We start from the raw sequence: 23,896 nt of genomic DNA on the forward strand, positions 1-23,896 counted from the left end.
TAAAAACGTTTATATTTTTTAGGAAGACAGACCATGGGAGGATTTTCCCTGGTCTGTTTTATTACAGAAACGGCAGCAGATGAGAGAAATTATCTTGCTGCGGATGTGAGAATGTTTATCATGAAGCAGTGCGGTGTGAAGCTGAAGAAAAAAAGTTTCAATAAATTCCGGAAATGGTCATAAGGCTTTATTGACTAGCTCTTGATTTTGAAGTAAGATATCACCATATATTGACAATATACGACATATTTTTTGCCGCAGCCACTTAAAATATGCCGTGTTATTGACTGAAGAGTAATCCCACCACAAATTCCTAAAGGAGATCAAAACGTGAGTATTAAGAAAATTATTTACAGCACAATGGCCTGCCTTGCTCTTCTAAGCGTGTTAAATGCCGGTTTGATGTTTTGGCTTTTAAACCAGAACCAGAGCAACGGAAAGATCGTGAACTATTGCGGTGTCGTAAGAGGTGCAACACAGCGTATTATGAAGCTCCACTTGCTTGAGCAGCCGGTGGAAGAGCAGATCGCGAAGGCAGAGAAGGCCATGGATGGAATCATTGCAGGCGACAAGGAACTGGGTCTTCCCGTTCCAAGGGACAAAGAACTGGTTGAACAGATGCAGCAGATCCGTACATATTGGAAAGATCAGATCCTGCCCCTTTTAAACGACAAACAAAATGACAAGCTGCTGGAAAACAGTGAAGAGCTTTTTAACAAAAGCAACGACGCTGTATCCCAGGCTGAGAAGTACTCCGCTCAGGGAATCACAATGCTTAAAATTGTGAGTCTTTTTACCTTAGGAATTAATTTGATCTCCATCGCCTTTATTCTGATGATCATCCGCAGAAAGATCCTGATTCCGGTGAAAACCCTGGAAAGCGGAATGGAACGCCTTTCTCAGGGAGATTTGCAGAGCGAGATCGATTATTCTTCCAGTAATGAGCTGGGAATGCTGGCAAACAGCATGCGGGTGTCCATTAACACCCTTTCCGATTACATTTCCCGTATCGGAGATTCCATGAAGCAGATGGAACAGGGGAATTTTGACTTACCCTCCCAGCAGTATATCGGAGATTTTATCAATATCGGACATTCCATTGAGAATTTTTCTGCGCAGATATCAGAGACGCTTGGCCAGCTGCACCAGACCTCTGAACAGGTATCCGCAGGCGCGGAGCATGTTGCGGCAAGCTCCCAGCTGCTGGCTGTGGGGGCTGCGGAGCAGAACAGCGCAATTGATGACCTGTCTCATGCGGTAGAGACCATTGTAACAAAAATAGATTATACGAAGTCAAACGCCGGTATTTTTAACACCAAAGCGCAGACAATGGGGGTAAGCCTTGATGAGAGTGAGCAGCAGATGCGGCTTTTGCTTCAGGCAATGGATGACATCCAAAGGAATTCAGAGGAAATTATAAAGATCAACAAAACCATTGAGGATATCGCATTTCAGACCAATATCCTGGCATTAAATGCGGCTGTTGAAGCGGCCAGGGCAGGTGAAGCTGGAAAGGGTTTCGCCGTAGTGGCAGATGAGGTCCGGAACCTGGCAGCAAAGAGTGCACTTGCTGCAAAAAATACTTCTGAACTGATCGATGTTTCTGTCAGGTCTGTTGAGACAGGAAAGGATTTAAGCGATTCCATGGCCCGGATACTCAATACCGTTTTAATGGATGCCAGAGAGATCGCTTCCGGCATCGGGAAGATCCGGTCAGCCTCACAGGAGCAGAGCCTTTCTGTTTCCCACATTACCGACAGCGTGGAAAAGATCACTTCAGTGGTGCAGTCCAATTCGGCCACCGCCCAGGAAAGTGCCGCTGCAAGTGAAGAACTGTCCGCACAGGCAAGAATGCTCAGCAGTCTGGCAAATCAGTTCACCTTAAAGGGAAACAGTGATATCAGCTTTCTGTAAGGGTTCTGAAGCGGTAAGTGGGTTGAAAGGGATAAACAATACCTTTGTCAAGGACACAATAAAAGAAGGCGCTGATTCATTTTTAGTGGATCAGCGTCTTCTTTTATTCTCACTTCTATCCTGTTATTTCTCATTAAGTTGCCTGTTTTTTCCCTGCAGGCCGGGGGTTATAATATCTGCTTCCCATCCCCTGCCTCCATAAATTTTGCCGGAGAGCAGCCAATATACTTCTTGAACACCTTAATAAAATACTTATATTCGGAAAATCCCACCATTTCTGCGATTTCATAAACTTTATACTGATCTGATTTCAGAAGTTCCACAGCCTTCTGCATCCGGTAGCGGTTCAAAAAGTCGTTGAAGGTATAGCCGGTCTCGCTTTTGAATTTCGTATTTAAGTAGGTACAGGAAAGATTATATTCTTCGCTTAAATCGGTCAAGGAAAGGCGGGAAGAGTAATGCTCTTTAATGAACTTTACCATGGCACTCACATGTTTGTTTTTGAAGGTGACGGTTTCTGAAATATCTGTTTCTAAAATGCCCAGCTTTTTCTTTTCCATATCGATTTGCCGGATGTATCCCTTCATCCGTGTGTTTGCTTCCAGCTTTTCGGTTATTTTATGAATTGCATCATATAGTTCTGTGAAATCCACGGGTTTTAAAAGATATTCAGTGACGCCAAGGCGGATCGCTTTTTTGGCAAATTCAAATTCCCCGTATCCGGACACGATAATGGCTTCATAGCCGTGTTCTTTAATGCTTTCTTCCAGCATCTGCAGGCCGTTCATTACGGGCATGTTAATATCTACAATGACAATGTCAGGTTCATTGTCTTTGATCTTTTGAATGCCATCAACTCCGTCTATGGCTTCGCCAACGACCACGCAGTTAAGCTCCTGCCAATTTACCATGAACATCAAGCCTTTTCTGATGATATCTTCATCTTCTACAAGTAAAACCTTATACATAATAATCCTCCATATCTGCCGGCATGGTTACAGTGACCCGTGTGCCGGAACCTGGCTGGCTTTCGATTGTCAGGCCGTATCCAGGGCCATATAACAGCCGGACAACACGATGGGAATTATAAAGACCGATATGCTCCTTATATTCGTCTTCAGACTCCAGCCCGGCCCGCAGACTGGCAAGGCGTTCCCCATCTATGCCGCTTCCGTCGTCCTCCACACACAGCTCCAGCAGATCACCATGCACACGTCCTGTGATCGTAATGGAGATGGAGTGGGTATTTTTCATGCCGTGAACAAGGGAATTCTCCACAACCGGCTGGAGCAGCAGCTTGGGAATCCGGTATTCCAGAAGTTCTTCAGGAATGTCAATATGATATTTCAAACGCCGGTTATAGCGCATTTTCTGTAACAGGAGATAATCATTGATATATTCAATATCGGTTCTGAGTGAGACAATGGTACTGCCATAATGGATGCTGTAGCGCATGAGGCTGGCGAAAGACTGAACCATATCAGAAGCTTTTGCAGCATCTATCATAATCTCATAACGGAGGGTCTCCATAACATTGAAAATAAAGTGAGGGTTAAATTGTTCTTCTAATTGTTTGATTTCCATGATCCGCTTTCGTTCGGACAGCTCATTGTTATAAGTCAGCAATTCTTCCCGCTGCATTACCATATGGCGGTATGCATCATCCAGCTTCTGGAATTCATCAAAGACCTGAGTACGGAGCTGATAGTCCATGTTGCCCTTTCCCATCTGTTCAATGGATTTCTGAAGCTCATTGATGGCCAGCAGGTTTTTCTGGGTAATGTGTTCGGTTACAGGCAGCGAAATGATCACCAGAAGGATTCCTACGGTAAGCATGAATATAAAACCGTAATATAAAAGATTCTTCTGGTATTCAGTGGAGACAAGTGAATATAAGATCAGTGAGCTCCCGGGAAGTGAACTTTTTTGAATGTGATAATGTTTTCCATTTACTTTTACCACATTTCCTTCCTGCCAGTCCATCCGGTATTTTCCGGAAGGGTATTTGTCCATGGGGTCGGTCTGCTGGCGGCTGATGGAAAAGATGAGGTTATCATACCGGTCCGTGATGATAACATCATCCAGGGGATATTTGCGGATGATCTCGTAAAGATAAGAATCCAGCAAATCAAAAAACAGATAGCCGGTAAGTTTGCCCTCTTTTATTACTGCTTTGCCAAGGATCAGATCTCCTGCCTGCCCATGGGCATAGTTTAATCTGCTTGGCAGGGCGAAGATCTTTTCAGGCTGTTCCTGCATCTGACTGGTCATGCGGCGAAAGATATCACTGTCAAGGAATATTTCCTGATTTCCGGCAAACAGATTGCTGCTGGTGATGCGTCCGCTCTGGTTTAGGAGCACAAAGGATGAACGGATTGTCTGGGCATTGGAAAAGTCATAAAGTAGCCGGTTATTTGCAGTGATGGCGGCAGGGTCTGTGCTGTCCAGTGCGGTTAATAGATCCGGATCTTGGGAAAGATTGGTAAGGCCTTGCTGGTAGAGCAGGAACTGCTGATCTAAGATACCGGATAACTGGGAATGATTTTTTTTGTTAAAGCCGGAGATCAGCCAATGTACATTGACTAATAGGAATAAAAGCACCAGCACAAACAGCAGTGATATGATGGAAAGGGCGTATTTGATAAAGGATTTTTTAATGTAGTCTTTGTATTGGTTACTTTTCATTGAGGAGGCCTCCAATGGTATCGTTGTATGGGGGGGATAGGTGCTTGTGTCTATTATAACATAAGTCCGCAGTGTAGCTCATAAAACCTGCGGTTTTATGAGCTAACGGGCATTCGCCCTATGAAATAAGTCATGAAAGGATTTTCTTATGTGCAAGCACAACGAAAATCCTTTCATGACTTATTTCCCACTGCTCATTGCTTACGCTATATGCTGATGTCATTGCTGCCTGTTATTTTGAAGAATAAAAGAAGCGATAGGATGCTGGTCAGGGTTAAGATGGTGGAGTAAGCAGCTGCATTTCCGAAGTTGCTTCTGATGACCTCTGCGTAAATGGCTACGGTCAGTGTCTGGGTCTTGCTGGTATAGAGGATGATAGAGGAACTCAGCTCACTGATTAAGGTGATCCAGCTCATGATGGCACCGGATAATACACCGGACATCATCATTGGAACTGTGATTTTTATAAAAGATTTCGTCTCTGAACAGCCCAGACTGATGGCGGCTTCCTCCACACTGGGGCTGATCTGGCCGATAATGGCAGTACTGGAACGGATGGTGTAGGGCATACGCCGGATGGACAGTGAGATGACGATAATGAGGGCAGTACCGCTGAGGAGAAACGGTTTTGTGTTAAATGCATATAAAAATGAGATACCCAGTACAGAGCCTGGTATAATGTATGGGAACATGGTGACCGTATCAAGGATATTAGTTAAAAATGATTTTTTCCGTACAGTTAAGTACGAGATCAAAATTCCCAGGACCACAACGACAGCAATGGCACACAGCCCGAATAAATAAGTGTTGAAAATAGCGCCGTTGTTATTCTTGGAAAACAGTGTGTTCCGGTAGTTATCAAGAGAGAATCCGCCGGTATACACGCTTCCGCCTCCGGTAGCCAGGAAGGAGGTAAAAATAACGGTAAGCTGGGGAAGGGTGGCGATGAGGACAACCAGGTATACAAACAGGTGGGATAATATATTTTTAAGACCAGAGCAATGTTCTGCTTCCATGGGCTTTAATGCTGTCATGGAATAGGTATAACGGTTTCCAAGATAGCGCTGGAAGAAGAATAACACCAGTGTGATGCCGATGATAATCACACAGAGTGCAGCAGCAAAATGGTCATCCGTACTGACTTCGCCCATAAACTGGCTGTACATCAGAACCGGAAATGTCTTATAACCTTCACCGATCAGCATAGGGGTACCAAAGTCCGAGAACACTCTCATAAATACCAGAAGGGAGCTGGCAAGCAAGGTGGGCATGACCAGCGGCACGATCACTTGCAGCACTCTCTGAACGGCACTGCAGCCAAGGCTTTCGGCGGCTTCATTTAAGGAGTTATCCAGGTTTTTAAGAGCACCGGAGATATACATATAAACCAGTGGAAAGGATTGAAGAGAAAAAACCAGAACAATTCCTGTAAATCCATAAATACCGTTTAACTTCACCTGAAACAGGTCGTTTAAGATCCTGGTGATAAAGCCATTGCGTCCCAATAACTGGATCCAGGCATAAGCTCCGATAAACGGCGGAGAAAGATAGGACATGACGATCAGGATATTTAAAAACTTACTTCCTTTGATCCGCACACTTCGCAGGATATATGCCATGACCAGACCTAGAGCAGCCGCCAGCAGGGTGGAAACAATGGTGACCTTAAAACTGTTTACCAGTGTGCTCCGGTAATATTTTCTGGCAAAGAATTTACCGAAATATGCAAGACTGAAGGAGCCATCTTCGGAAAGCACACTCTTATATAATATGAGAATCAAGGGGTAAACTACGAAGATGAGAAAAAGGCAGAGAATCCCCAGTGCCATAGCAATCCAGATATTGAACTTTTTTTCGCCTGCATATCTCATAACTGGTCCCTCCTTATCACAAGATTTCTATTTCCGTCTTCCGTATAAATGTTGATCTTTTGAGGCTGCACAGCAAGGCGGATCTGAGAACCTTCCGGAATGATATCCCAGATATCAGAATTCTGAATGACTTCGATTTCCTGACCGTCAGCCAGGACAACAAAATAATGGGTGGTAATGCCGAGAAATACACTGCTTTTTACTGTTGCAGGAATGCCGGCGCCGTCTGCCTGGTTGATGATGAATTCTTCGGGGCGGATGGATACCTTGATATTCTGTCCGTCTTTTACATCCTGGCTTAACTGATCCATGGGCACGGCATAATCCTGAATTTGAATGGAGGTATGGCCGTTTTTTTTCGATATTTTACCGGACAGGATATTGGATAAGCCGATAAAGGTGGATACAAATAAGTTTGCGGGACGCTGATAGATGTTCTTAGGCGTATCGATCTGTTGGATGACACCGCCGTTCATGACAGCAATGCGGTCCGATACGGCAAGAGCCTCCTCCTGGTCATGAGTTACATAAACCGTGGTGATGCCGATCTGCTGCTGAATGCGTTTAATGGCATTTCTCATTTCCACACGAAGCTTTGCATCCAGGTTTGACAGCGGCTCATCCATGAGGAGAACTTCGGGATGGATGACGATTGCACGTGCGAGGGCGACACGCTGCTGCTGACCGCCTGACAGTTTGGCTGGCATACGGTTTTTTAAATGGTCGATTTTTACGATCTTTAAGATTTCATCCACTTGGGCCTCGATTTGTGATGCAGGCATTTTTCTGTTTTTCAGTCCAAAAGCCACATTATCCCTGACTGTCATGTGAGGAAAAATGGCATAGTTCTGGAATACCATACCCATGTTTCGTTTGTTGGTGGGGATGTTATTGATTACTTTTTCGTCTACCTTGATTTCACCGCCCTCGATGCTGTTAAAGCCGATGATCATACGAAGCAGGGTTGTCTTGCCGCAGCCGGATGGTCCCAGCAGGGTGAAGAACTCCCCTGGTTTAATATCCAGTGATAATCCATTGATAATGGTATCTTTTCCAAAACGTTTTACTGTATTTTCTATACTGATCGCAACTCCCATAGTTCATATCTCCTAACATACTCCATATTTTTTTGTACAAAAAGACTGCCCCTGACTGAGTCTCAGGCAGTCTTTTATTTAGATTGATGCAGTTTATTAATCCATGGATGTTTCCAAGTGCTCGCTGAACCGATTGGTGATTTCTAATTTGTGTTCTGCCACCCAGCCCTCATCGTAATTATCAAATAATTTTATTTCGTTTTGAGGTTTCATATAGTCAGCCAGAGTGGCATCTTTTCTCAGCGGCCGTACGGTAAGTGTGGAACCGACTGCATTCTGGATCTTTTCAGACAGCATGTAATCTACAAATTTCTTTGCATTTTCCGGATGTTTGCAGTCTTTTAAAATCTGTACAGACTCACCGGGGAATATGGCTCCTTCAACCGGGAATACAACTTCTACTGCGGCACCTTCCTTGACATAGTTGGCAGCAGGATCTTCCCAGGTTAAGCCAACCACATATTCGCCCTCAGCAACGCCTTTATATACCTGGCTGGAGCTGTTGCTCATCTTTCCGTCTAAGTTGGTGATGAACTTGTCTACATAAGCCCACGCTTCGTCTGAAAGGGGATCGCCGTCTTTGCCCATGCCGTAAAGTATAGCCAGCAATGACTGGAATGCGGAACTGGAGTTTACAGGATCGCCAAAGGCAATTTTTCCTTTTAATTCCGGATTTAATAAATCTTCGAATCCCTCGATCTTCATGTCGCCCTTTAAGTCTTTGTTTACGATCATAACCGTAGGATCTGCAAATGCAGGGGTAAAGTAACCGGTGGTATTTTTGAATGCATCGATCATGTTGCTGTCTTCGGATGATACATATTCCATGAATAAGTCTTTGGAAGCGGATAACATGGTCTGGTCAGCAACCCAGAAGATATCCCCAAGAGGATTGGCCTTTTCTGACTGAGCTCTCTTTAAAAGCTCTCCGGTGCCGGCTACTACCACCTCGACTTTTATGCCGGTATCCTTTTCAAATTCCGGAATCACGGCATTGTTTAATGATTCGCCGCGGGCGGTATAGACTACTAAAACCGGTTCTTCCTCTTCTGGTGTCTGAGCGGCGGCTTCGGTTTTTCCGGTGTCAGCCGGTGCTTTTGTATCTGCCTGTTTCCCGGAGCTGCAGGCGGTGGCTGTCAGTGTCATGGCTAATATGACTGCTGATAATAGTGCTGTTTTCTTCATGTGATTCTCTCCTCCCTATGGGTGTTTCACTGATTAATCTGATAATATTATTTTAGCTGTGGGGGCTGGGAATGTAAATCCGACAATATCACACAAAGGTGTAAAATACACAACATATGCATAATCTTCATGAAAAAAGCCGGCTGTAAAAGCCGGCTGCGTTAGCTATTGATATGTGAGAATCAGACGCCAGTTACCTTGTGCTTTTGCACAAGGTCCACTGAAGCCCGTCCAATATCCAGAATAATGCTGATCCAACCACTGACATGACAACTATGCCGCCGTACATCTGAATATAGTTAATTCTGGACCACGCATCCAGGATGTAGTAACCCATTCCCCACCGGGTTCCGTAGGCTTCTACAATTAAAAGAATGGCTAAAGAGGTTCCTGTCCCGATCCGGATGCTGGTGAACAGCTCCGGAAGTACCGCAGGCAGGGTGATATCTTTTAAGATGCTTCTCTTATTGGCGCCGGCGCTTTTTGCCACATAATAAATTCCCTGATCAATATGGTCTGCGGCATCCCGGACAGCTACAATGACCTGGAATACTGTGGTCAGAACGATGATGAGGATCTTAGAGCCGTTACCAAGGCCTAAAAGCAGCATACAGACAGGCAGCAGAGCTGTCTTTGGAATCGGATAGGAAAAGTAAACCAAAGGATGAAGGAGGCGGTTGGCAATGGTGGAAGATGCCATGACAAGGCCTAAAGGAATGCCGGTGAGAAGGGCAATGGACAAACCCGCTCCCACACGGCCTAAGCTGGCCCCCACATGAAGCCAGAGCTTTCCGCTCATCACCTGGTCAAATCTGCCGTAAACCGTGAGAGGGCCGGGCAGCACCGAAGTGGACAGAAAGGCTGCAAGAAAGAACCAGAGCAGATTTACAAGTAAAAATCCCTTTAAAAAGACCCACATTTTCTTTCTCATATCTCATCCGCCTTTATGATTTTCTCCGTGATATGCTGTGCTAGTTCCCCATAGGCTGCTTCTGAAGGACGAATTATGCCTTGCCATGGATTGGTGCCGAAGAAATTGAAGCCGCCGCCCCGTTCCATAACTGCGATTTTATGAGCAAGATAAAGGGCGTCCTCTACCCGGTGGGTGACGATCACTGTTGTAGGCTTTTTTTCCTTCCAGATGCGCAGAAACAGCTCTCTTGCGGCCAAAGAGGCCCCAATATCCAGGGCTGCGAAGGGTTCGTCCATCAGGAGAAGCTTCGGATCCATGAGAAAGGCCCTTGCCAGGGCCACACGCTGCGCCTGGCCGCCGCTTAATGTGCCAGGGTACCGGTCTGATAGTCCGTCAATTCCCAGTTCCTTGCACAGGCCGGAAAGCCGTGTTTCCATGTCCCTTATGTTTCCTCTGATTTTCGCAGTGAAAAGGCAGTTTTCCCTTACTGTTTTCCAGGGAAGAAGACCGTAATTCTGCGGGATCAGTCCAATCGAACATGTTTTGGGATCAAGGCCGGTTCCATCCAGGGTGATGGAACCCTCATAGGGCAGGATTCCGGCCAGGGAGTGGATCATGGTGGATTTTCCGCAGCCGGAGGGACCCGCTACAGCCAGGACTGTTCCTGTCTCCAGCTTCCAGGACATCTGGTCAATTACCTTATGTATCCCGCCTTTTTCATATATGACGGAAATGTCTTTCATTTCCAGCATCTGGTTCCCTCCTCTGGCTTTATCTTTTTATTTCAGTTCTCCGATCAGCTGATCAGGCTTTAACTCAGGGCTGCACAGCCCTTTCTTTGCCGCCCACTCCACAGCAGCCTGTAAGTCAGTTGCTTTTGGCAATTCGTTTTTCCGGTATACCGGAAGCTTGATAGCTCCGGTAAGCTCTTCAGGATAGCCGGCACCCTTGATGATAACGGCTTCATATTCTTTAAGGGGTATGTTGTTAAGATAATCAACCGCCTCGTCGTATGCCTGATACATCTTTTGGAGGGTATCGGACTTCTCGTCGATGGCTTTCTTTGTAAATGCAGATACGGCCGGATACAGTCCATCGGTGTTGGCGCTTCCCAGGACCACGGCACCATCCTTGATGGCCAGGGTGGAAAATGGTTCAGGCAGAAGAACCAGGTCTATCTTGCCGTTTCGCAGCATTTCAAGCCTGTCAGGAATCCGCGGCACAACCTGCTTGTCCAGGTACGTGTCATCCAACCCTGCATTATTTAAAATATAGTCAAGAGAATATTCGATCAGCGTGTTTTCCGAAATTGCAATGCTTTTTCCTGATGCATCTTCCAGGGAGGTGATCCCAGTATCTTTTCCGGCCAGCAGCACATAATCCCCGTCCGTGCATCCGGTGGCCTTTACGTCCAGTTCGGCATTCTGATACATGCAAAGGCCGATAAAATCTGTAAATACCCCGTCTAATTTCCCTGCCTGAAGTGCTGCATCCCGGTCTTTTGCAGAAGAAAATACCTGCATATCCAGCTGAAATCCGTATTTTTTATCAAGTCCCTGTTCCGTGATGATGGTAAGGGGCACAATGTCGGAAGAGTACATAACGCCTAAATGAACGGTGGTGTCAACCGGAGCCTTTGCCTTACCGGTACAGCCGCCAAGAAGGGCAGCTGCTGCGCCGCACAGCAGCAGAGTGAGGATTTTTCTGTTTCCCAAGAGGGAATGATTTATCGCTTTTTTTCCTGTTTTATTCATATGTTTTCCTGCAATCCTTTTAAGGTTTTCCATTTATTTTATTTTGTTCCCATATTTCGTTTTCATATTTCGTTTCTAACATTTTTCTTTCCATCTGGCATACCGGTGGTTTTCTACTCCTAAGCAGTCCAGTACCCGACCGGCCATGAAATCCGCCATGTCATCAAGGCATTTGGGTTTCTGATAAAAGGCAGGCATGGCGGGAACGATGAATGCACCGCACTCTGCCAGAGTCAGCATGTTTTTTAAATGAATCTGGGACAGGGGCGTTTCTCTGGGCATCACCACCAGAGGCCGGCGCTGCTTTAATGCCACATCAGCGGCCCGTGTAAGTAAGTCCGGGGTAATGCCGGCCGCAATGTGGGCCAGCTTTGACATGGAGCAGGGCGCAATGACCATTCCATCCGCCAGATGGGAACCGCTGGCGGCCGCAGAAAACAGGTCCTTGTTATCCTCCAGTATAAGCAGGTCTGAGAAACGCGCCTTAAATTCTGCGATCCATTCTCCTGGCTCCCGTCCGGTCTCGTAAGCAATGACCTTTTCTCCGGTTTCCGTCAGGATGAGCCGTACCCTGGCTCCGGCCTCAAGCAGGGCTTCTATTGTCCGAAGACCGTAAATGCTGCCGCTTGCGCCTGTAATTCCAACAACATATTGTTTCATAGTCCGCCTCTTTTCATTGCATTATAAATATACATCCAGAGTCCCGAAAACCAGAAGCACGATACTGGTGATCTGGCTGATGCTGTATGACGCGATATTGACATTTTCTAAGTGATCCGGTGATACCAGCCGGTGCTGGATCACCATGAGGATTACGATAATTCCTAAACCTGTTCCGTAAAGGACACCAAACTGCGGATAAAGCAGCACCCCGGCGATACACAGGCTAAGCAGCGCAGCTCCATGGAACAGAGTGCTGATCAGCAATCCGCCTTTCACGCCAAACTGCACCGGAATGGAGTGAAGGCCGTTTGCCTTGTCAAATTCATAATCCTGGGAGCCGTAGATAATATCAAAGCCAGCAGTCCAGAGGCAGTTGGCCGCACCGAAGAAAAGGGGAATAAGGGAAAATTTTCCCGTTACCGCCAGCCAGGCTCCCACAGGAGCGCAGGCGCATGTGACACCCAGAACCAGATGGCACATCCAGGTAAAGCGTTTCGTGTAAGAATAGATCGTCATCAGGAACAGGGCCACAGGGGACAGGAGGAGGCACAGCAGGTTTAAACGGGAGGCGCTGAACACCATCACCAGAAAGCAGACAGCCACCAGAGCCAGGGTTTCCTTTTTTCCGATCTGTCCCTGGGGAATCTGGCGGCCTGCTGTTCTGGGGTTTTTTGCATCGATCCTGGCATCTACCACCCGGTTTAGTGCGTTGGCCCCTGTTCTGGCGCTTAAAAAGGCAAGGGCAGCCCAGAACACTGCCTTTGGATCAGGCCGTCCGCCGGACACGGCAAGGAGGGACACTGCGGCAAAGGCCAGGGAGAAGACGGTATGGCTGAACATGACCAGCTTCCCGTATTCATTTAATTTATTTACTATTTTTCCAATGATCCATCCCATAAGTACTCCATTTCTCTGATACCTTTTTTTTAATCTCATCCGTCATCATAATATCCTCCGGCCAGGGACGGGTAAGCCCTTCTTCCAGACGCTTTCTCGTGGCATCAAAAGCTGCCCGCCTGCCATCAATGAACATATCTCTGGCAACATCAATGTTATTGAATACACGCCACATGACCGTGGAATGATCGGCGGGGTCTACATCCTCATCCACAACCAGGATGAGGGAGGCGTTTTTCTCCTCCAGCATTGCAAGGGCTTTTCGCCTGCCGTCCCAGGGCTGTTCCTTGCGTACAGGCACGACTTCAAGGGAGCCTTCTGTGAATGCTTCCTTTCCCCTTCTGGTGGCATCTATGCCAAGCCGTCCTCCATACAAGGGATAATCGGAAGAGTGATCCAGGGCATCCAACGGTCCCTTGCTGACCACAAAATCTTCCTTTGGATCGGCATAGCGTAAGACTTCCTGCCAGACTGCGGCCGTATCCTGGGGATCTATGGTTTCGTCAACCGCAACGATCATCTTGGCGGATCTCATCTGTCCCATTCCCCAGATGGCGTTCATAACGGTTCTGGCGGCTCCCGGATAGGAATGCTTTACTGATACCACCGCGCAGTTATGGAAAACTCCTTCAAAGGGCAGGTGGATATCCAGCAGCTCTGAAATCGTCATTTTTAAAATGGGAAGGAATATCCGTTCCGTAGCCTTTGCCATGTAGCAGTCTTCCATGGGAGGTTTTCCAACTACGGTGGCGGGATAGACCGGATGCTTTTTATGGGTGATGGTTGTGACATGGAATTTCGGATACCAGTCTGCCAGGGAATAATATCCGGTATGGTCTCCGAATGGCCCTTCCCAGACCAGATCTTCCTGAGGGTCCACATACCCTTCCAGTACAAATTCCGCATCCTCCGGTACATAGAGATCGTTGGTGATGCATTTTACCATTTTTACAGGCCATTTCTTAAGAAATCCGGCCAGCATCATCTCATCTAACCTGGGAGGAAGGGGAGCAGTGGAAGCGTAGGTGACGGCCGGATCGCCTCCAAGAGCAACCGATACGGGCATTGGACAGCCCTTTTTCCGGTAAGCTTCGTAAATGCCGGCTCCGTCCTTATGCTTTTGCCAGTGCATGGCAGTTGTCCTGGAATCCAGTACCTGCATCCGGTACATGCCTATGTTCTGGAGCTTTGTATCAGGATATTTTGTAAAGACAAGGGGAAGGGTGAAGAAACGTCCTCCGTCAAGAGGCCAGCACTGCAAAACCGGCAGCTGGCTTAAGTCCGGGTCTCTCTCGATCACCTGCTGGCAGCTTGGCCGTTTTAAATGAAATTTGCTCCGGAGAGGAAAACAGCACAACAGGCGCAGCAGCCTGGGAGCAAAGGAGACCAGCTTTAAAATAGATGAATAATTGCTAAAGTCCAGATAGGCTCCAATGTCTGCCGCGATATCGTCCAGCTTGTCCGCTCCAAGAGAAAGAGCCATTCTGCTGTCTGTGCCAAAGGCATTCATCAGCACCGGATAGGGGGAACCCTCCACATGTTCAAACAAAAGCGCCTTGTTGCCGGAATTTTCCTCCTTGCAGACTCTGTCTGTGATCTCCGTTATTTCCAGGAGAGGGGATACTTTCTCGGTTACCCGGATCAGCTCCCCTCTCTCTTCCAATTTATGAATAAAATCCTGCAGTCCTCTATATGACATATGGCCTCCTTCCTCTGTCTCACTCACGATTTTTGGCCTCCAGCCTAGTTGTCATGGCTGCGGTATGCCTCATATCCGCTGCTGGTCCGTATGCTTTCATCCGGCATGACCCACATTGCTTCCACACCCTCCATGCTTTCAACCAGGGCAAGTCCTCTTTCATAAGGCATATTAAATACGGCAGTGGAAAGAGCGTCTCCCCAGCCGGAATCCCTGCACACAATGGAAACTGCCCGAAAGTATGCGGCAGGCATCAATGTAGCAGGATCAATGATATGGTGGTACTTCACTCCATCTACCATATAGAATCTTTCATAATCACCGCTGCTGACAAGGGAAAGTCCGTCTAAGGCCAAGGTATCGATGGCGGTTTTTTCACTGTCAGTATCCGGGTTTTGAATGTCCAGCTTCCATGGTTTCCCGTCTGCCCGCTTCCCTATGGCGCGGATATTGCCTCCTACGCTGAGAAGGACATGGCCGACACCCTTTGACTCCAGGAATTCCGCCGCCTGCTCCGTGGCGTAACCTTTTGCGATGGCCCCCACATCCAGCCTCATATCAGGATCCTCCAGATATACGGTGGAGGCTGCTTCATCTATGATGACTTTTGAAAAATCCGTATGTAGGGCCGCCGCTTTCAGCTCTTCCATAGGAGGGATCTTGGCGGTTTCCGGATCATCGATGCCCCAGGTACGGTAGTCGTGCCAGATGGACAGGACACTTCCCATGGCAACATTCACCGTTCCATCTGTTTTTTCATAGGCTTCTTCTGCCCGCTTCAGCATATCAATGATCTTCTGGTCCACCTTCACAGGGCCTTTGCCGGCATTGTCATTGATGGTCTTAATATTGGCAATTCCTTCGTAATCGTTATAGATATCATACAGCTTGTGGTACGTTTCCAGCTGGTCATGAACGTCCGTAGCTATTTGGGTGAATTCCTCTTTATTTTTTGCATATCCCACGATCTGGGTAACGGTATCAAAGAGATTCAAAAATTCGGCATGGAATCTTTGCTCCTTTTTCGCTCCTATGGCGGCGGTATTAACCGCCGCCATAGTAAGCGCTGCCAGAGTTCCGGCAATTATAATAAATTTTACTGCTTTTTTACTTTGCATTTGCTTCAGCCTTGGAGATGCCCGCCTGGAAATCACCAATACCAACGGTTACACTGGCTTTTAAGTCGGCATCAGTTGGTGCGCCTTCTGCTTCATCAATTGCAAGCCCAGTGATATCAGCAGCTGTCTTGCCAACTGCATATTCTGCGAAGCTGGCTGCCTGTTCGTTCCACTCTTTACCGATTCCGGAAGCCTTCTTCATACCATAAGCTTCACCTAACTGATTCTTGGTCTTGAAATCAGCAGACTTTAAGTCGCTGGTGATCTTACCGGTAGCGTCAAAGTTTACATTGACCTGAGAAGCGTCAAGAAGGCAGCTTGTGATCTTTCCGTCTGCGCCAAAGCTGGCGATCGTGTAGGTAGAATAAGCCTGTGCTACGCCTTCAGCATCTGCGGCAGCATCCTTGGACTTGCTGATACCTGTAACGATGCCATAGCCCAGTTTGTCGCCGGCTAAAGCACCTGCGCTCTTGGCATTTGCCACAGCCTGCTCAACAACAGTGATAAAGTCTCCGATATGAACGGTAATGGTTGCCTTTAAGTCTGCATCATCTGCAACACCTTCGGAAGAAACTGCGATTCCCTTTACTTCATCAGCTGTTTTTCCGATCACATACTGTGCAAAACCTTCAGCCTGCTCGTTCCATTCCTTGCTGATGCCGGAAGCTTTTTTCATGCCGTATTTCTCTCCCAGCTCATTTTTGGATTCTACAACGGTTCCAAGATCTGTAAGCAGCTTTCCTTCTTTAGAGAAGTTCACCTTTGTCTGAACGGAATCGATCTTACAATCTACGATCTTTCCGCTTTCGTCTACCAGTACGGCTGCGAACATGGTATCTACTTCTGCAAGACCATCTTTTTCGCCGGCATCTGTGGATTTACCGATGGAAGAAAGTACTGAATAACCGGTGGACAGGGCGCCGCCTGCAGCATCTGTTTTTGCAGCTTCTGTGGTGGTCTCCGCCTGTGTGGTAGGTGCGGCAGTTGTTGCAGCCTCTGTAGGCGCAGCAGTGGTTGGTGCCTGCTGTAAGTTAGAAGAACACCCTGCCAGAATGGATGCTGCTGCCATGAGGCCGCAGCCTAAAGCTAATACTCGTTTTTTCATAGAAATTACTCCTCCTTATGTTGCTTTATATTGTATTATTTTTTAATACCATAATAAGATTTATCCACCACGGTCATGATCCTGGCCTTTTTTGCCTCGGATAATTCCAGATTCCCGATGGTGTTTGAAGCTTTCGCATAGTATCTGCCGGCTACGGTCTTTGTATAAGCGGTTCCGCCTGCTTCTAAAACTTTATCATAAAGTTCCTTGGCTGAGACCAGACCGTTTTTCACCTGTCCTAAAAAGTTTTCATCCTGTTTCATGGCATGGATGAGAGGGAGGGTGACAACTCCTTCTTCATAATCAGATCGGACATTTTTCTTTGCTTCCGTTTCCTCCATCTCATAATCAATGCAGTCATCCATGAGCTGGAAGATCATGCCCACATCGTTCCCGGCCTTCCGGTACATGCGAAGCTTTCTCACATCCTTTGTGGACAGCATGGCGCCTCCGTGAAAGGAGGCTTCAAAAAGTGCTGCTGTCTTTCCTTTGATGATGCTTAAGTAGCGGTAAACCGATAAATCCAGGTTCCCATTGTTAATTTCCTGACGAAGCTCGCCCATGCAGATCCTGCACAGGTAATTGGGCATATCCAAAGCGTTATATTCATTTCTCTCAGGGATGGAAGCCGCCAGCTTAAGGGCCAGAGACAATAAATAGTCTCCGCAGATGACTGCCGCTTTTTTTCCAAATCTCTTTTGAAGTGTTTCGATTCCCCGCCTTGTATCAGCGTCATCAATCACATCATCATGAACTAACGTAGCCAGGTGCAGCAGTTCTACCGCAGATGCCAGAGAGACGGCTTCAGCCGGGACTTTATCCTCCTCATCCATGGAGCAGGCCATCAGCCCGTAAGCACGGATGAATTTGCCGGTGGATTTAGCCAGATGAGCCGTATAATTCCTGATGACAGGAGGTGCTGAAGATAAATGCTTTTCCACAGCTAATGCCATCAATTCAAAAGCTTCTTCAAACTCATACCGCAGTTTGCCGGCATCCTCCAACAATTCTCTATTAGTCATTGTATAAATACCACTTCCTTATAAAGGGAAGTTTTCTCCATTTTTTCTTAAGCCACGGCATTGCGTAGTAGTCAAGGCCAAGGGTTCTGCCGCCGCCGATTAAGACTGCTATGCCGGCGAAAATCATCCAGAACGTATTTAAGTAAAGGCCTGTAGTACAGACGAACATGAACTGAAGCACCAGAGAGGCTGCAGAGGAAAGGAAGTTGAACAAACCTCCCATCAAAGCAAGGCCGATCAGGATCTCCGCGATCACGATACCGCGCTGCATGAACAGCTGCAGTCCGCCGTTAGGCAGGATCACGTTGTTCACAAACCAGTTCATGGGAGCAAAATCCAGTTTAAAGGCATAATCAGACAGAGTGGCATGGGATAAGCCCACGGAGCTGACAAGGGTAGCGTCTATCAATCCCAATATATGATAGGAGAAAACCGGTACACCGCTGGAAACTGCATCAGCCGCAGCTCCGGTGGCACTGGCTACTGCGTCAGCCGCAGCCGAAGTTGCGCTGGAAACTGCATCAGCCGAAGGTGCTGCCCCTCCGATGCCCGTGATTCCGTAAGGAGCCAGGATGCTGTTAAAGAACTGATTGGCGCCTCCAAAGAATCCGCTCAGCATTGGCTGGCCCATCCAGCCTTCCACAATCTTCATAGCGCCTTCAAACACCCATACGGCTCCCAGCCATACGCGCAGAGGCGCCAGCAAAAAGCTTGGGGTTCTGTTGGAGAAATGGCCTCCCAAGAAGCTTCTGCAGTTTCTCATGGTAAAGAACTCGTGGCAAACATAACTCCATACCTTATTCCAGCCTAATACCTGAATAAAGTAAACAACATTGATAAAATGCTTGGAAAGCATGGCAAAGAAGGAACACAGGTTAAACATGTGATTGGGAAGTCCTACCCGTGCAACTCCATAACGGCCGCCTACAGAGACCATGACGCCGTGGAAGGATGGTTTATACTCCTCCATGGCTCCTGTGCCAGTCAAGGCGCAGACCAGGTTATGGGCGGCGGTATGAGCGCTCTGCTCACAGTTTTCCACCATCTGGGGAACAGGTTCATTCTCTCCCTGAGGCACATACATCATGTTGTCACCGACTACATATACCTCTTCATGATCCTTGGCCCGAAGGTAAGAATCAACCTGGATTCTTCCGCGTCCCACGGATTCCAGGATTTTTGCAGCTTCCCCGGTGATGTCCGCACTTTCAATACCTGCTGTCCAGATTACAGTTCCTGCCGGATAACGGTTCTTCCTGCCGTTCTGGTTCAGCTCGATGTAATCCTCGCCAATGGCGGTCACACCGGTTTCCATCATTACCTTAACGCCCATTTTCTCAAGGCGTCTTTCTACCTTGCCGGACAGCTTCTCCGGAAGGATGGGCACTGTGCGGCTTAAAATATCCACGTCAAACATGGAAACAAGAGACGGATCGATCTCATACTCTTCACAGAGGAAGGGCACGTATTCTGCCAGTTCTCCAGCCATTTCCACACCGGTAAAACCGGCGCCTACCACGTAGAACGTCAAAAGGCGGCGCTTTTCCGCCTCGTCCGGCTCACAGGCCGCTTTGCGGAACACCTGCTGGATCCGCTCTTTTAATAACATAGCATCTTCATAGGACCAAAGCTTATAAGAATACTCCTCTGCGCCCTCCACACCGAAAAAGGTGGGTTTGGAGCCGGCGGCCAGGATCAGATAGTCGTAATCATATTCGCCCTGGCTTCCCTTCAGTTTTTTCTCCTCAACGGAAATCTGGCTGATGGTGTCTGTGATGATCTCCACATTCCTGCCTGCAAATACTTTTTTCAAGCTGATGCGGATACTGTCTTCTTCCACCCTTCCAGCGGCCACCTCGTGAAGCTCCGTGAGCATGGTATGGAATGGATGCCTGTCAATGATGGAAATACTTACCTCATTGTCCATTTTCATCTTGCGGAACTTTTTTTCCAGTTTTTTGGCAGTTAAAATACCGGCATAACCGGCACCCAGCACTACTATTTTCTTCAAGTCTTCCCCTCCTTGTGTGATAGCGGCTCACAAAACGCCACTTTGACATTATTATAACATATGAGCATTATTTTTACCAGAATTTTATCACAAAACGATAATTTTTCCCACATCAATTTCTGATGGGTTCTTTTCCTGTAACCGTTTTGCTGTTCCATCTTTTTTTCTAAGCATTAAAAATGACGGAATAAGGCGGTTTTGTCATGATTTTCTGTGATCATTCCGGCCGTTTCCCTTACTTCGTAAACTTTGTTAAAAATATACCTCTGATATATCTATTTCCTCTTTTCTTATTTTATAAACAGAACGGACATGCTATAATAAAAGTTCAGGACATTTAAGAGAAATATGAGGTGACGAATTTGAATCATTTAAAGAAACTGACAATCATACAAAAAAGAGAGCTGATCCTTATTGCCGCTATTTTGGTCATAGCGGGATTGCTTTCTGCAGTATTTTATGCCGGAAACAGAAAACCGGCGGAGCAGGTGGTAGTTACCGTAGACGGCAAGACTGTGGAAACCCTGGATCTTCATAAGGACGTGGATATGATCATTGAGGGATATGGAGGTACGGATCATCTTGTCATCAAGGACGGCTACGCCAGCATTACGGATGCTTCCTGCCCTGATAAGGTGTGTGTCCGAACGGGAAAGATCCACAAGAGCGGGGAACTGATTGTCTGCCTGCCCAACCGGGTGGTGGTGACAATTGAGGGGGAAGATTAAAGATGCTTTGAATATTATGCCTTTTTATGGATCATAATACCCCATATCGAAATAAAATGTATCGTTATTCGAAAATATTTACATTTTTTATGGGTCATGTTAATCTTTGATCAGGAAAGGAGCTGATGAAAAAGTGATTCAGGCTGCGGTTCGCATAAGTGAAATTGAATTAAAGGGATTTAAGAATACCCAATACGGACGGATTGTCATGCCGTCTGCCGGAAATAAGGATTTTTTTTCAAAGACAGCGGATATTCTGGGCATTTACGGCCAGAATGGTTCGGGAAAAACAGCGGTGATCGAGGCCATGGGGTTTATCCAGGCTTTGCTGACGGGGCTGCCCTTATCAAAGGAAACGGTCCACTATATTTCCAAAGAAGAGGAGACCTGCACAATTACGGTTAAGTTTGTCATTCAGACAGACAGCAAAAAAGCCATGGCAGAGTATTCCGTCCAATTAAAGAGAAATTCAAAAAATGAGTTTGAAATCATCCGCGAGATTCTCTCCGGGGCGGCCTGGAACGGAGAGAGGTTTGAGAGCAAAAAAACCGTGATCGATTATGATCTGCATTCGGATGGGATCATATTTACGCCCAAATACCGTCTGGAAGCTTTAGTGCGGGAAAATGACGAAAATAAAGTCAACTTAAGTGTTGCAAAAAAAATTGCCCGGAAAGACCTTGTTTCCTTTATCTTCGGTCCGGAAGGCAGGCCGGTATTTTTATCCGCTGCAGACGGTGCGTCTGAGGATTATGCTTTTATCATTGAAGCTCTTTATCAATACGCAGGCATGAATCTGTTTGTGATTTCCAGTGCCCATGCCGGAGCCATCAGCATGGATTTCATGATCCCCTTTGCCTTCCGCTTAGACCTTGGGGAGAGGATCGCAAAGGGAGACTTGCTCATAAGGCTTGATGAGCCGTCAGTAATCAGCAAGGAGCACTTTCAAATGGCGCAGCAGATCATCCATGAGATGAATGTGGTCCTTGATACCATAATCCCCGGCCTTTCCATCGGGATTTACGACCTTGGCCGGCAGCTTCTTGAATGGGGAGAGACAGGCCATAAGGTTGAACTGATTTCAAAACGGGGAGACATCATAATTCCCTTAAAATATGAGTCAGAGGGGATCATTAAGATCGTTTCCGTTTTAAATGCCCTCATGTGCGTTTATAATAATGCCTCCATGTGTTTAATTATTGACGAATTGGATTCCGGCGTATATGAGTATCTGTTAGGAGAACTGCTTTCTGTTTTTGAAAAAGGGGCAAAGGGACAGCTGATTTTTACATCTCATAATCTGCGTGCACTGGAAATGCTCAATAAAAACAGCATTGTCTTTTCCACCACAAACCCTTCCAACCGGTATATCCGTCTGCAGAATATCAAGAGCAATCACAATTTGCGGGATATGTATTTGCGGAGCATTATATTAGGCGGTCAAAAGGAAACTGTTTATGAGGAAACCGACAGCGTAGAAATTGGCCGTGCGTTCCGGCGCGCCGGAAAGGCGGTGGGAGATGGGGGCCAAAACTAGGAAGGTGATCCTGTTTGTGGTGGAAGGACCCACGGACGAGGAGACCCTCAGCCCGGTTTTTAAAAAGATATTTCAAAGGGAAGATGTCCGCTTTCATGTGGTTCACGGTGATATGACAAGCAACTGGTCTGTATCAGGAGCCAATGCCTTAAAAACCGTTTATGAACATATTGAGGTGGAACGAAAGCGGTACGGAATTGAGAAAAGAGACATTATGAAGGTGATCCATCTTGTGGACCTTGACGGAGCCTTTATTCCGGAGGACCGGGTCCTTGGCGGCAAGGCGGGAGTTGTTAAGTACTTTGATGACAGGATCGAGTCCCCGGACCCTGACCGGATCATTGACCGGAATAAGAGAAAGTCTCAGGTGCTGCACCGTCTCTTCGCGGCTGATGCGGTTGGCAGAATTCCCTATTCCATTTATTATTTTTCCCGGAATCTTGAGCATGTGCTTCATAATAGTAGTGAGGATCTGACTGATGATGAAAAGATAAGCTATGCAGATGCCTTTGCAGACCGGTATGGTTCGGATCAGAAGGGGTTTCAGGCATTTCTTTCAAACGGCGGGTTTGCAGTTTCGGGGGACTTTCATGAAACATGGAATTTTATCATGCAGGGCCTGAATTCTTTACAAAGGCACTGTAACCTTCATCTTCTTTTTCAGGAAAAGGAACAGGAAGATGCAGCAGATAAAAGGAGGAAATTATGAGTGATTTTGAGAAAGCGATGCCTATTATGAAACGGCTCATTTTTCTTCCGCCATCTGGCCGGGGATGATTTTTTAACTAAAATTTAAAAAAACGGAACCATGGCTTTTTAGAGGGAATAGCATAGATTAAACATAATGTGCAGAAGTGAGATCATGGGATACTATATAACCGTTGAAAAGAATGTGAACATATACGTGGAAGATCTTAATCCGGACTGCAAAAAAACAATTTTATTTCTCCATGGATGGCCGGGAAGCCATAAGCTTTTTGAATATCAGTTTGATGTCCTTCCAAAGATGGGCTTTCGCTGCATCGGCATAGATACAAGGGGATTTGGAAATTCCGATAAGCCATTTTGCGGGTATGATTATGACCGCCTGGCAGATGATGTAAGAGCGGTCATTGATGTGCTGAATCTAAAGGACATTACCCTGGCAGGCCATTCCACAGGAGGGGCGATCGCTGTTCGGTACATGGCAAGGCACAGGGGTTACGGAGTCTCAAGGCTTGCCTTGTTTGCGGCAGCAGCTCCAAGCCTTATTAAGCGCCCTGATTTTCCTTATGGGCTTGATAAGGAGGCAGTGATTCAGATCATAGACGGTACCTACGCAGACCGTCCCAGCATGCTGAATGATTTTGGAAATATGTTCTTTTTCCAGCATATTACCGAGCCTTTTTCCCAATGGTTCTTCCAATTAGGCTTACAGGCGGCAGGCTGGGCAACTGCGGCTGTTGCAAATACCTGGCTCCGGGAGGTATTATTCTCGGATCTGGATGCGATCAGTGTTCCGACCCTGATCATCCACGGAATCCATGATCAGATAGTGCCTTATTCATTGGGTGAGATCCAGCATCAATACATTAAAAATTCCAGGCTGGTACCCTTTGAATTCAGCGGCCATGGGGCTTTCTATGACCAAAAGGATGAGTTCAATAAGGTTCTGGCTGAATTCGCCGGCGGCGGATGTTAGAACGTGAAAATGAGGG

21 protein-coding genes are annotated in these 23,896 nt (G+C 46.9%); 6 read left to right on the forward strand and 15 right to left on the reverse strand.

Going from position 1 to position 23,896, the window contains the following annotated elements; genetic code table 11:
- The first annotated feature begins 33 nt into the window (after window positions 1–33).
- Window positions 34–183 (forward strand): hypothetical protein, encoded by a 150-nt coding sequence (locus K401_RS32800; protein ID WP_156945260.1) that lies wholly within the window; start codon window positions 34–36, stop codon window positions 181–183.
- A 147-nt stretch (window positions 184–330) separates the two neighbouring features.
- Window positions 331–1,914, forward strand: a complete 1,584-nt coding sequence (locus K401_RS0109175) for a methyl-accepting chemotaxis protein (protein WP_024292670.1) — start codon at window positions 331–333, stop codon at window positions 1,912–1,914.
- 167 nt (window positions 1,915–2,081) lie between these two features.
- On the opposite strand, the gene K401_RS0109180 is transcribed toward K401_RS0109175, so the two are convergent.
- From K401_RS0109180 to K401_RS0109250, 15 genes are all read right to left on the reverse strand, one after another.
- Window positions 2,082–2,882, reverse strand: coding sequence for a response regulator transcription factor (locus K401_RS0109180; protein WP_024292671.1), 801 nt, complete (start codon window positions 2,880–2,882; stop codon window positions 2,082–2,084).
- Window positions 2,875–4,599: a sensor histidine kinase gene (locus tag K401_RS0109185; RefSeq protein ID WP_024292672.1), complete on the reverse strand. Its 1,725-nt coding sequence runs from the start codon at window positions 4,597–4,599 to the stop codon at window positions 2,875–2,877. Before K401_RS0109185 ends, K401_RS0109180 begins: the two co-directional genes overlap by 8 nt.
- Window positions 4,600–4,805: 206 nt before the next feature.
- Entirely contained in the window at window positions 4,806–6,470 is a 1,665-nt protein-coding gene (locus K401_RS0109190; RefSeq protein WP_024292673.1) for an ABC transporter permease, read from the reverse strand.
- Window positions 6,467–7,567, reverse strand: coding sequence for an ABC transporter ATP-binding protein (locus K401_RS0109195; protein ID WP_024292674.1), 1,101 nt, complete (start codon window positions 7,565–7,567; stop codon window positions 6,467–6,469). Before K401_RS0109195 ends, K401_RS0109190 begins: the two co-directional genes overlap by 4 nt.
- A 96-nt stretch (window positions 7,568–7,663) precedes the next feature.
- Window positions 7,664–8,752, reverse strand: a complete 1,089-nt coding sequence (locus tag K401_RS0109200) for an extracellular solute-binding protein (protein WP_024292675.1) — start codon at window positions 8,750–8,752, stop codon at window positions 7,664–7,666.
- 193 nt (window positions 8,753–8,945) lie between these two features.
- Window positions 8,946–9,683 carry an ABC transporter permease gene (locus K401_RS0109205; protein ID WP_024292676.1) on the reverse strand — a complete coding sequence of 246 codons (738 nt, stop codon included), beginning with the start codon at window positions 9,681–9,683 and terminating at the stop codon, window positions 8,946–8,948.
- The gene (locus K401_RS0109210; RefSeq protein ID WP_024292677.1) at window positions 9,680–10,417 is read right to left on the reverse strand and encodes an ATP-binding cassette domain-containing protein; all 738 of its coding nucleotides are present in this window, start codon (window positions 10,415–10,417) and stop codon (window positions 9,680–9,682) included. Before K401_RS0109210 ends, K401_RS0109205 begins: the two co-directional genes overlap by 4 nt.
- A gap of 27 nt (window positions 10,418–10,444) precedes the next feature.
- Window positions 10,445–11,419, reverse strand: coding sequence for an ABC transporter substrate-binding protein (locus K401_RS0109215; RefSeq protein WP_166435261.1), 975 nt, complete (start codon window positions 11,417–11,419; stop codon window positions 10,445–10,447).
- A gap of 75 nt (window positions 11,420–11,494) precedes the next feature.
- Window positions 11,495–12,079, reverse strand: coding sequence for a UbiX family flavin prenyltransferase (locus K401_RS0109220; RefSeq protein ID WP_024292679.1), 585 nt, complete (start codon window positions 12,077–12,079; stop codon window positions 11,495–11,497).
- A gap of 21 nt (window positions 12,080–12,100) precedes the next feature.
- Complete coding sequence (locus K401_RS0109225) at window positions 12,101–12,979, reverse strand: 4-hydroxybenzoate octaprenyltransferase (protein ID WP_024292680.1); 879 nt, start codon at window positions 12,977–12,979, stop codon at window positions 12,101–12,103.
- Window positions 12,948–14,678: a menaquinone biosynthesis decarboxylase gene (locus tag K401_RS0109230; RefSeq protein ID WP_024292681.1), complete on the reverse strand. Its 1,731-nt coding sequence runs from the start codon at window positions 14,676–14,678 to the stop codon at window positions 12,948–12,950. The genes K401_RS0109225 and K401_RS0109230 overlap by 32 nt, the downstream gene beginning before the upstream one ends.
- A gap of 44 nt (window positions 14,679–14,722) precedes the next feature.
- On the reverse strand, window positions 14,723–15,796 hold the full coding sequence (locus tag K401_RS0109235) for an FAD:protein FMN transferase (protein ID WP_024292682.1): 1,074 nt from the start codon (window positions 15,794–15,796) through the stop codon (window positions 14,723–14,725).
- Entirely contained in the window at window positions 15,786–16,901 is a 1,116-nt protein-coding gene (locus K401_RS0109240; RefSeq protein ID WP_024292683.1) for a hypothetical protein, read from the reverse strand. The genes K401_RS0109235 and K401_RS0109240 overlap by 11 nt, the downstream gene beginning before the upstream one ends.
- A 35-nt stretch (window positions 16,902–16,936) precedes the next feature.
- Window positions 16,937–17,923 carry a polyprenyl synthetase family protein gene (locus K401_RS0109245; RefSeq protein ID WP_024292684.1) on the reverse strand — a complete coding sequence of 329 codons (987 nt, stop codon included), beginning with the start codon at window positions 17,921–17,923 and terminating at the stop codon, window positions 16,937–16,939.
- Window positions 17,916–19,934 carry an NAD(P)/FAD-dependent oxidoreductase gene (locus tag K401_RS0109250; RefSeq protein WP_024292685.1) on the reverse strand — a complete coding sequence of 673 codons (2,019 nt, stop codon included), beginning with the start codon at window positions 19,932–19,934 and terminating at the stop codon, window positions 17,916–17,918. Before K401_RS0109250 ends, K401_RS0109245 begins: the two co-directional genes overlap by 8 nt.
- A 353-nt stretch (window positions 19,935–20,287) precedes the next feature.
- On the opposite strand from K401_RS0109250, the gene K401_RS0109260 reads away from it, so the two are divergent.
- The 4 genes from K401_RS0109260 (at window position 20,288) to K401_RS0109275 (ending at window position 23,880) form a co-directional block, all read left to right on the forward strand.
- On the forward strand, window positions 20,288–20,662 hold the full coding sequence (locus tag K401_RS0109260; protein WP_330363143.1) for a NusG domain II-containing protein: 375 nt from the start codon (window positions 20,288–20,290) through the stop codon (window positions 20,660–20,662).
- Window positions 20,663–20,795: 133 nt separating this feature from the next.
- Window positions 20,796–22,199: an AAA family ATPase gene (locus K401_RS0109265; RefSeq protein ID WP_024292687.1), complete on the forward strand. Its 1,404-nt coding sequence runs from the start codon at window positions 20,796–20,798 to the stop codon at window positions 22,197–22,199.
- Window positions 22,183–22,908, forward strand: a complete 726-nt coding sequence (locus tag K401_RS0109270) for a hypothetical protein (RefSeq protein WP_024292688.1) — start codon at window positions 22,183–22,185, stop codon at window positions 22,906–22,908. The genes K401_RS0109265 and K401_RS0109270 overlap by 17 nt, the downstream gene beginning before the upstream one ends.
- A gap of 153 nt (window positions 22,909–23,061) precedes the next feature.
- Window positions 23,062–23,880: an alpha/beta fold hydrolase gene (locus K401_RS0109275; protein WP_024292689.1), complete on the forward strand. Its 819-nt coding sequence runs from the start codon at window positions 23,062–23,064 to the stop codon at window positions 23,878–23,880.
- The last annotated feature ends 16 nt before the right edge of the window (window positions 23,881–23,896 follow it).

Origin of the sequence: Lacrimispora indolis DSM 755, from assembly GCF_000526995.1 — a bacterium.
Lineage (GTDB): Bacteria > Bacillota > Clostridia > Lachnospirales > Lachnospiraceae > Lacrimispora > Lacrimispora indolis.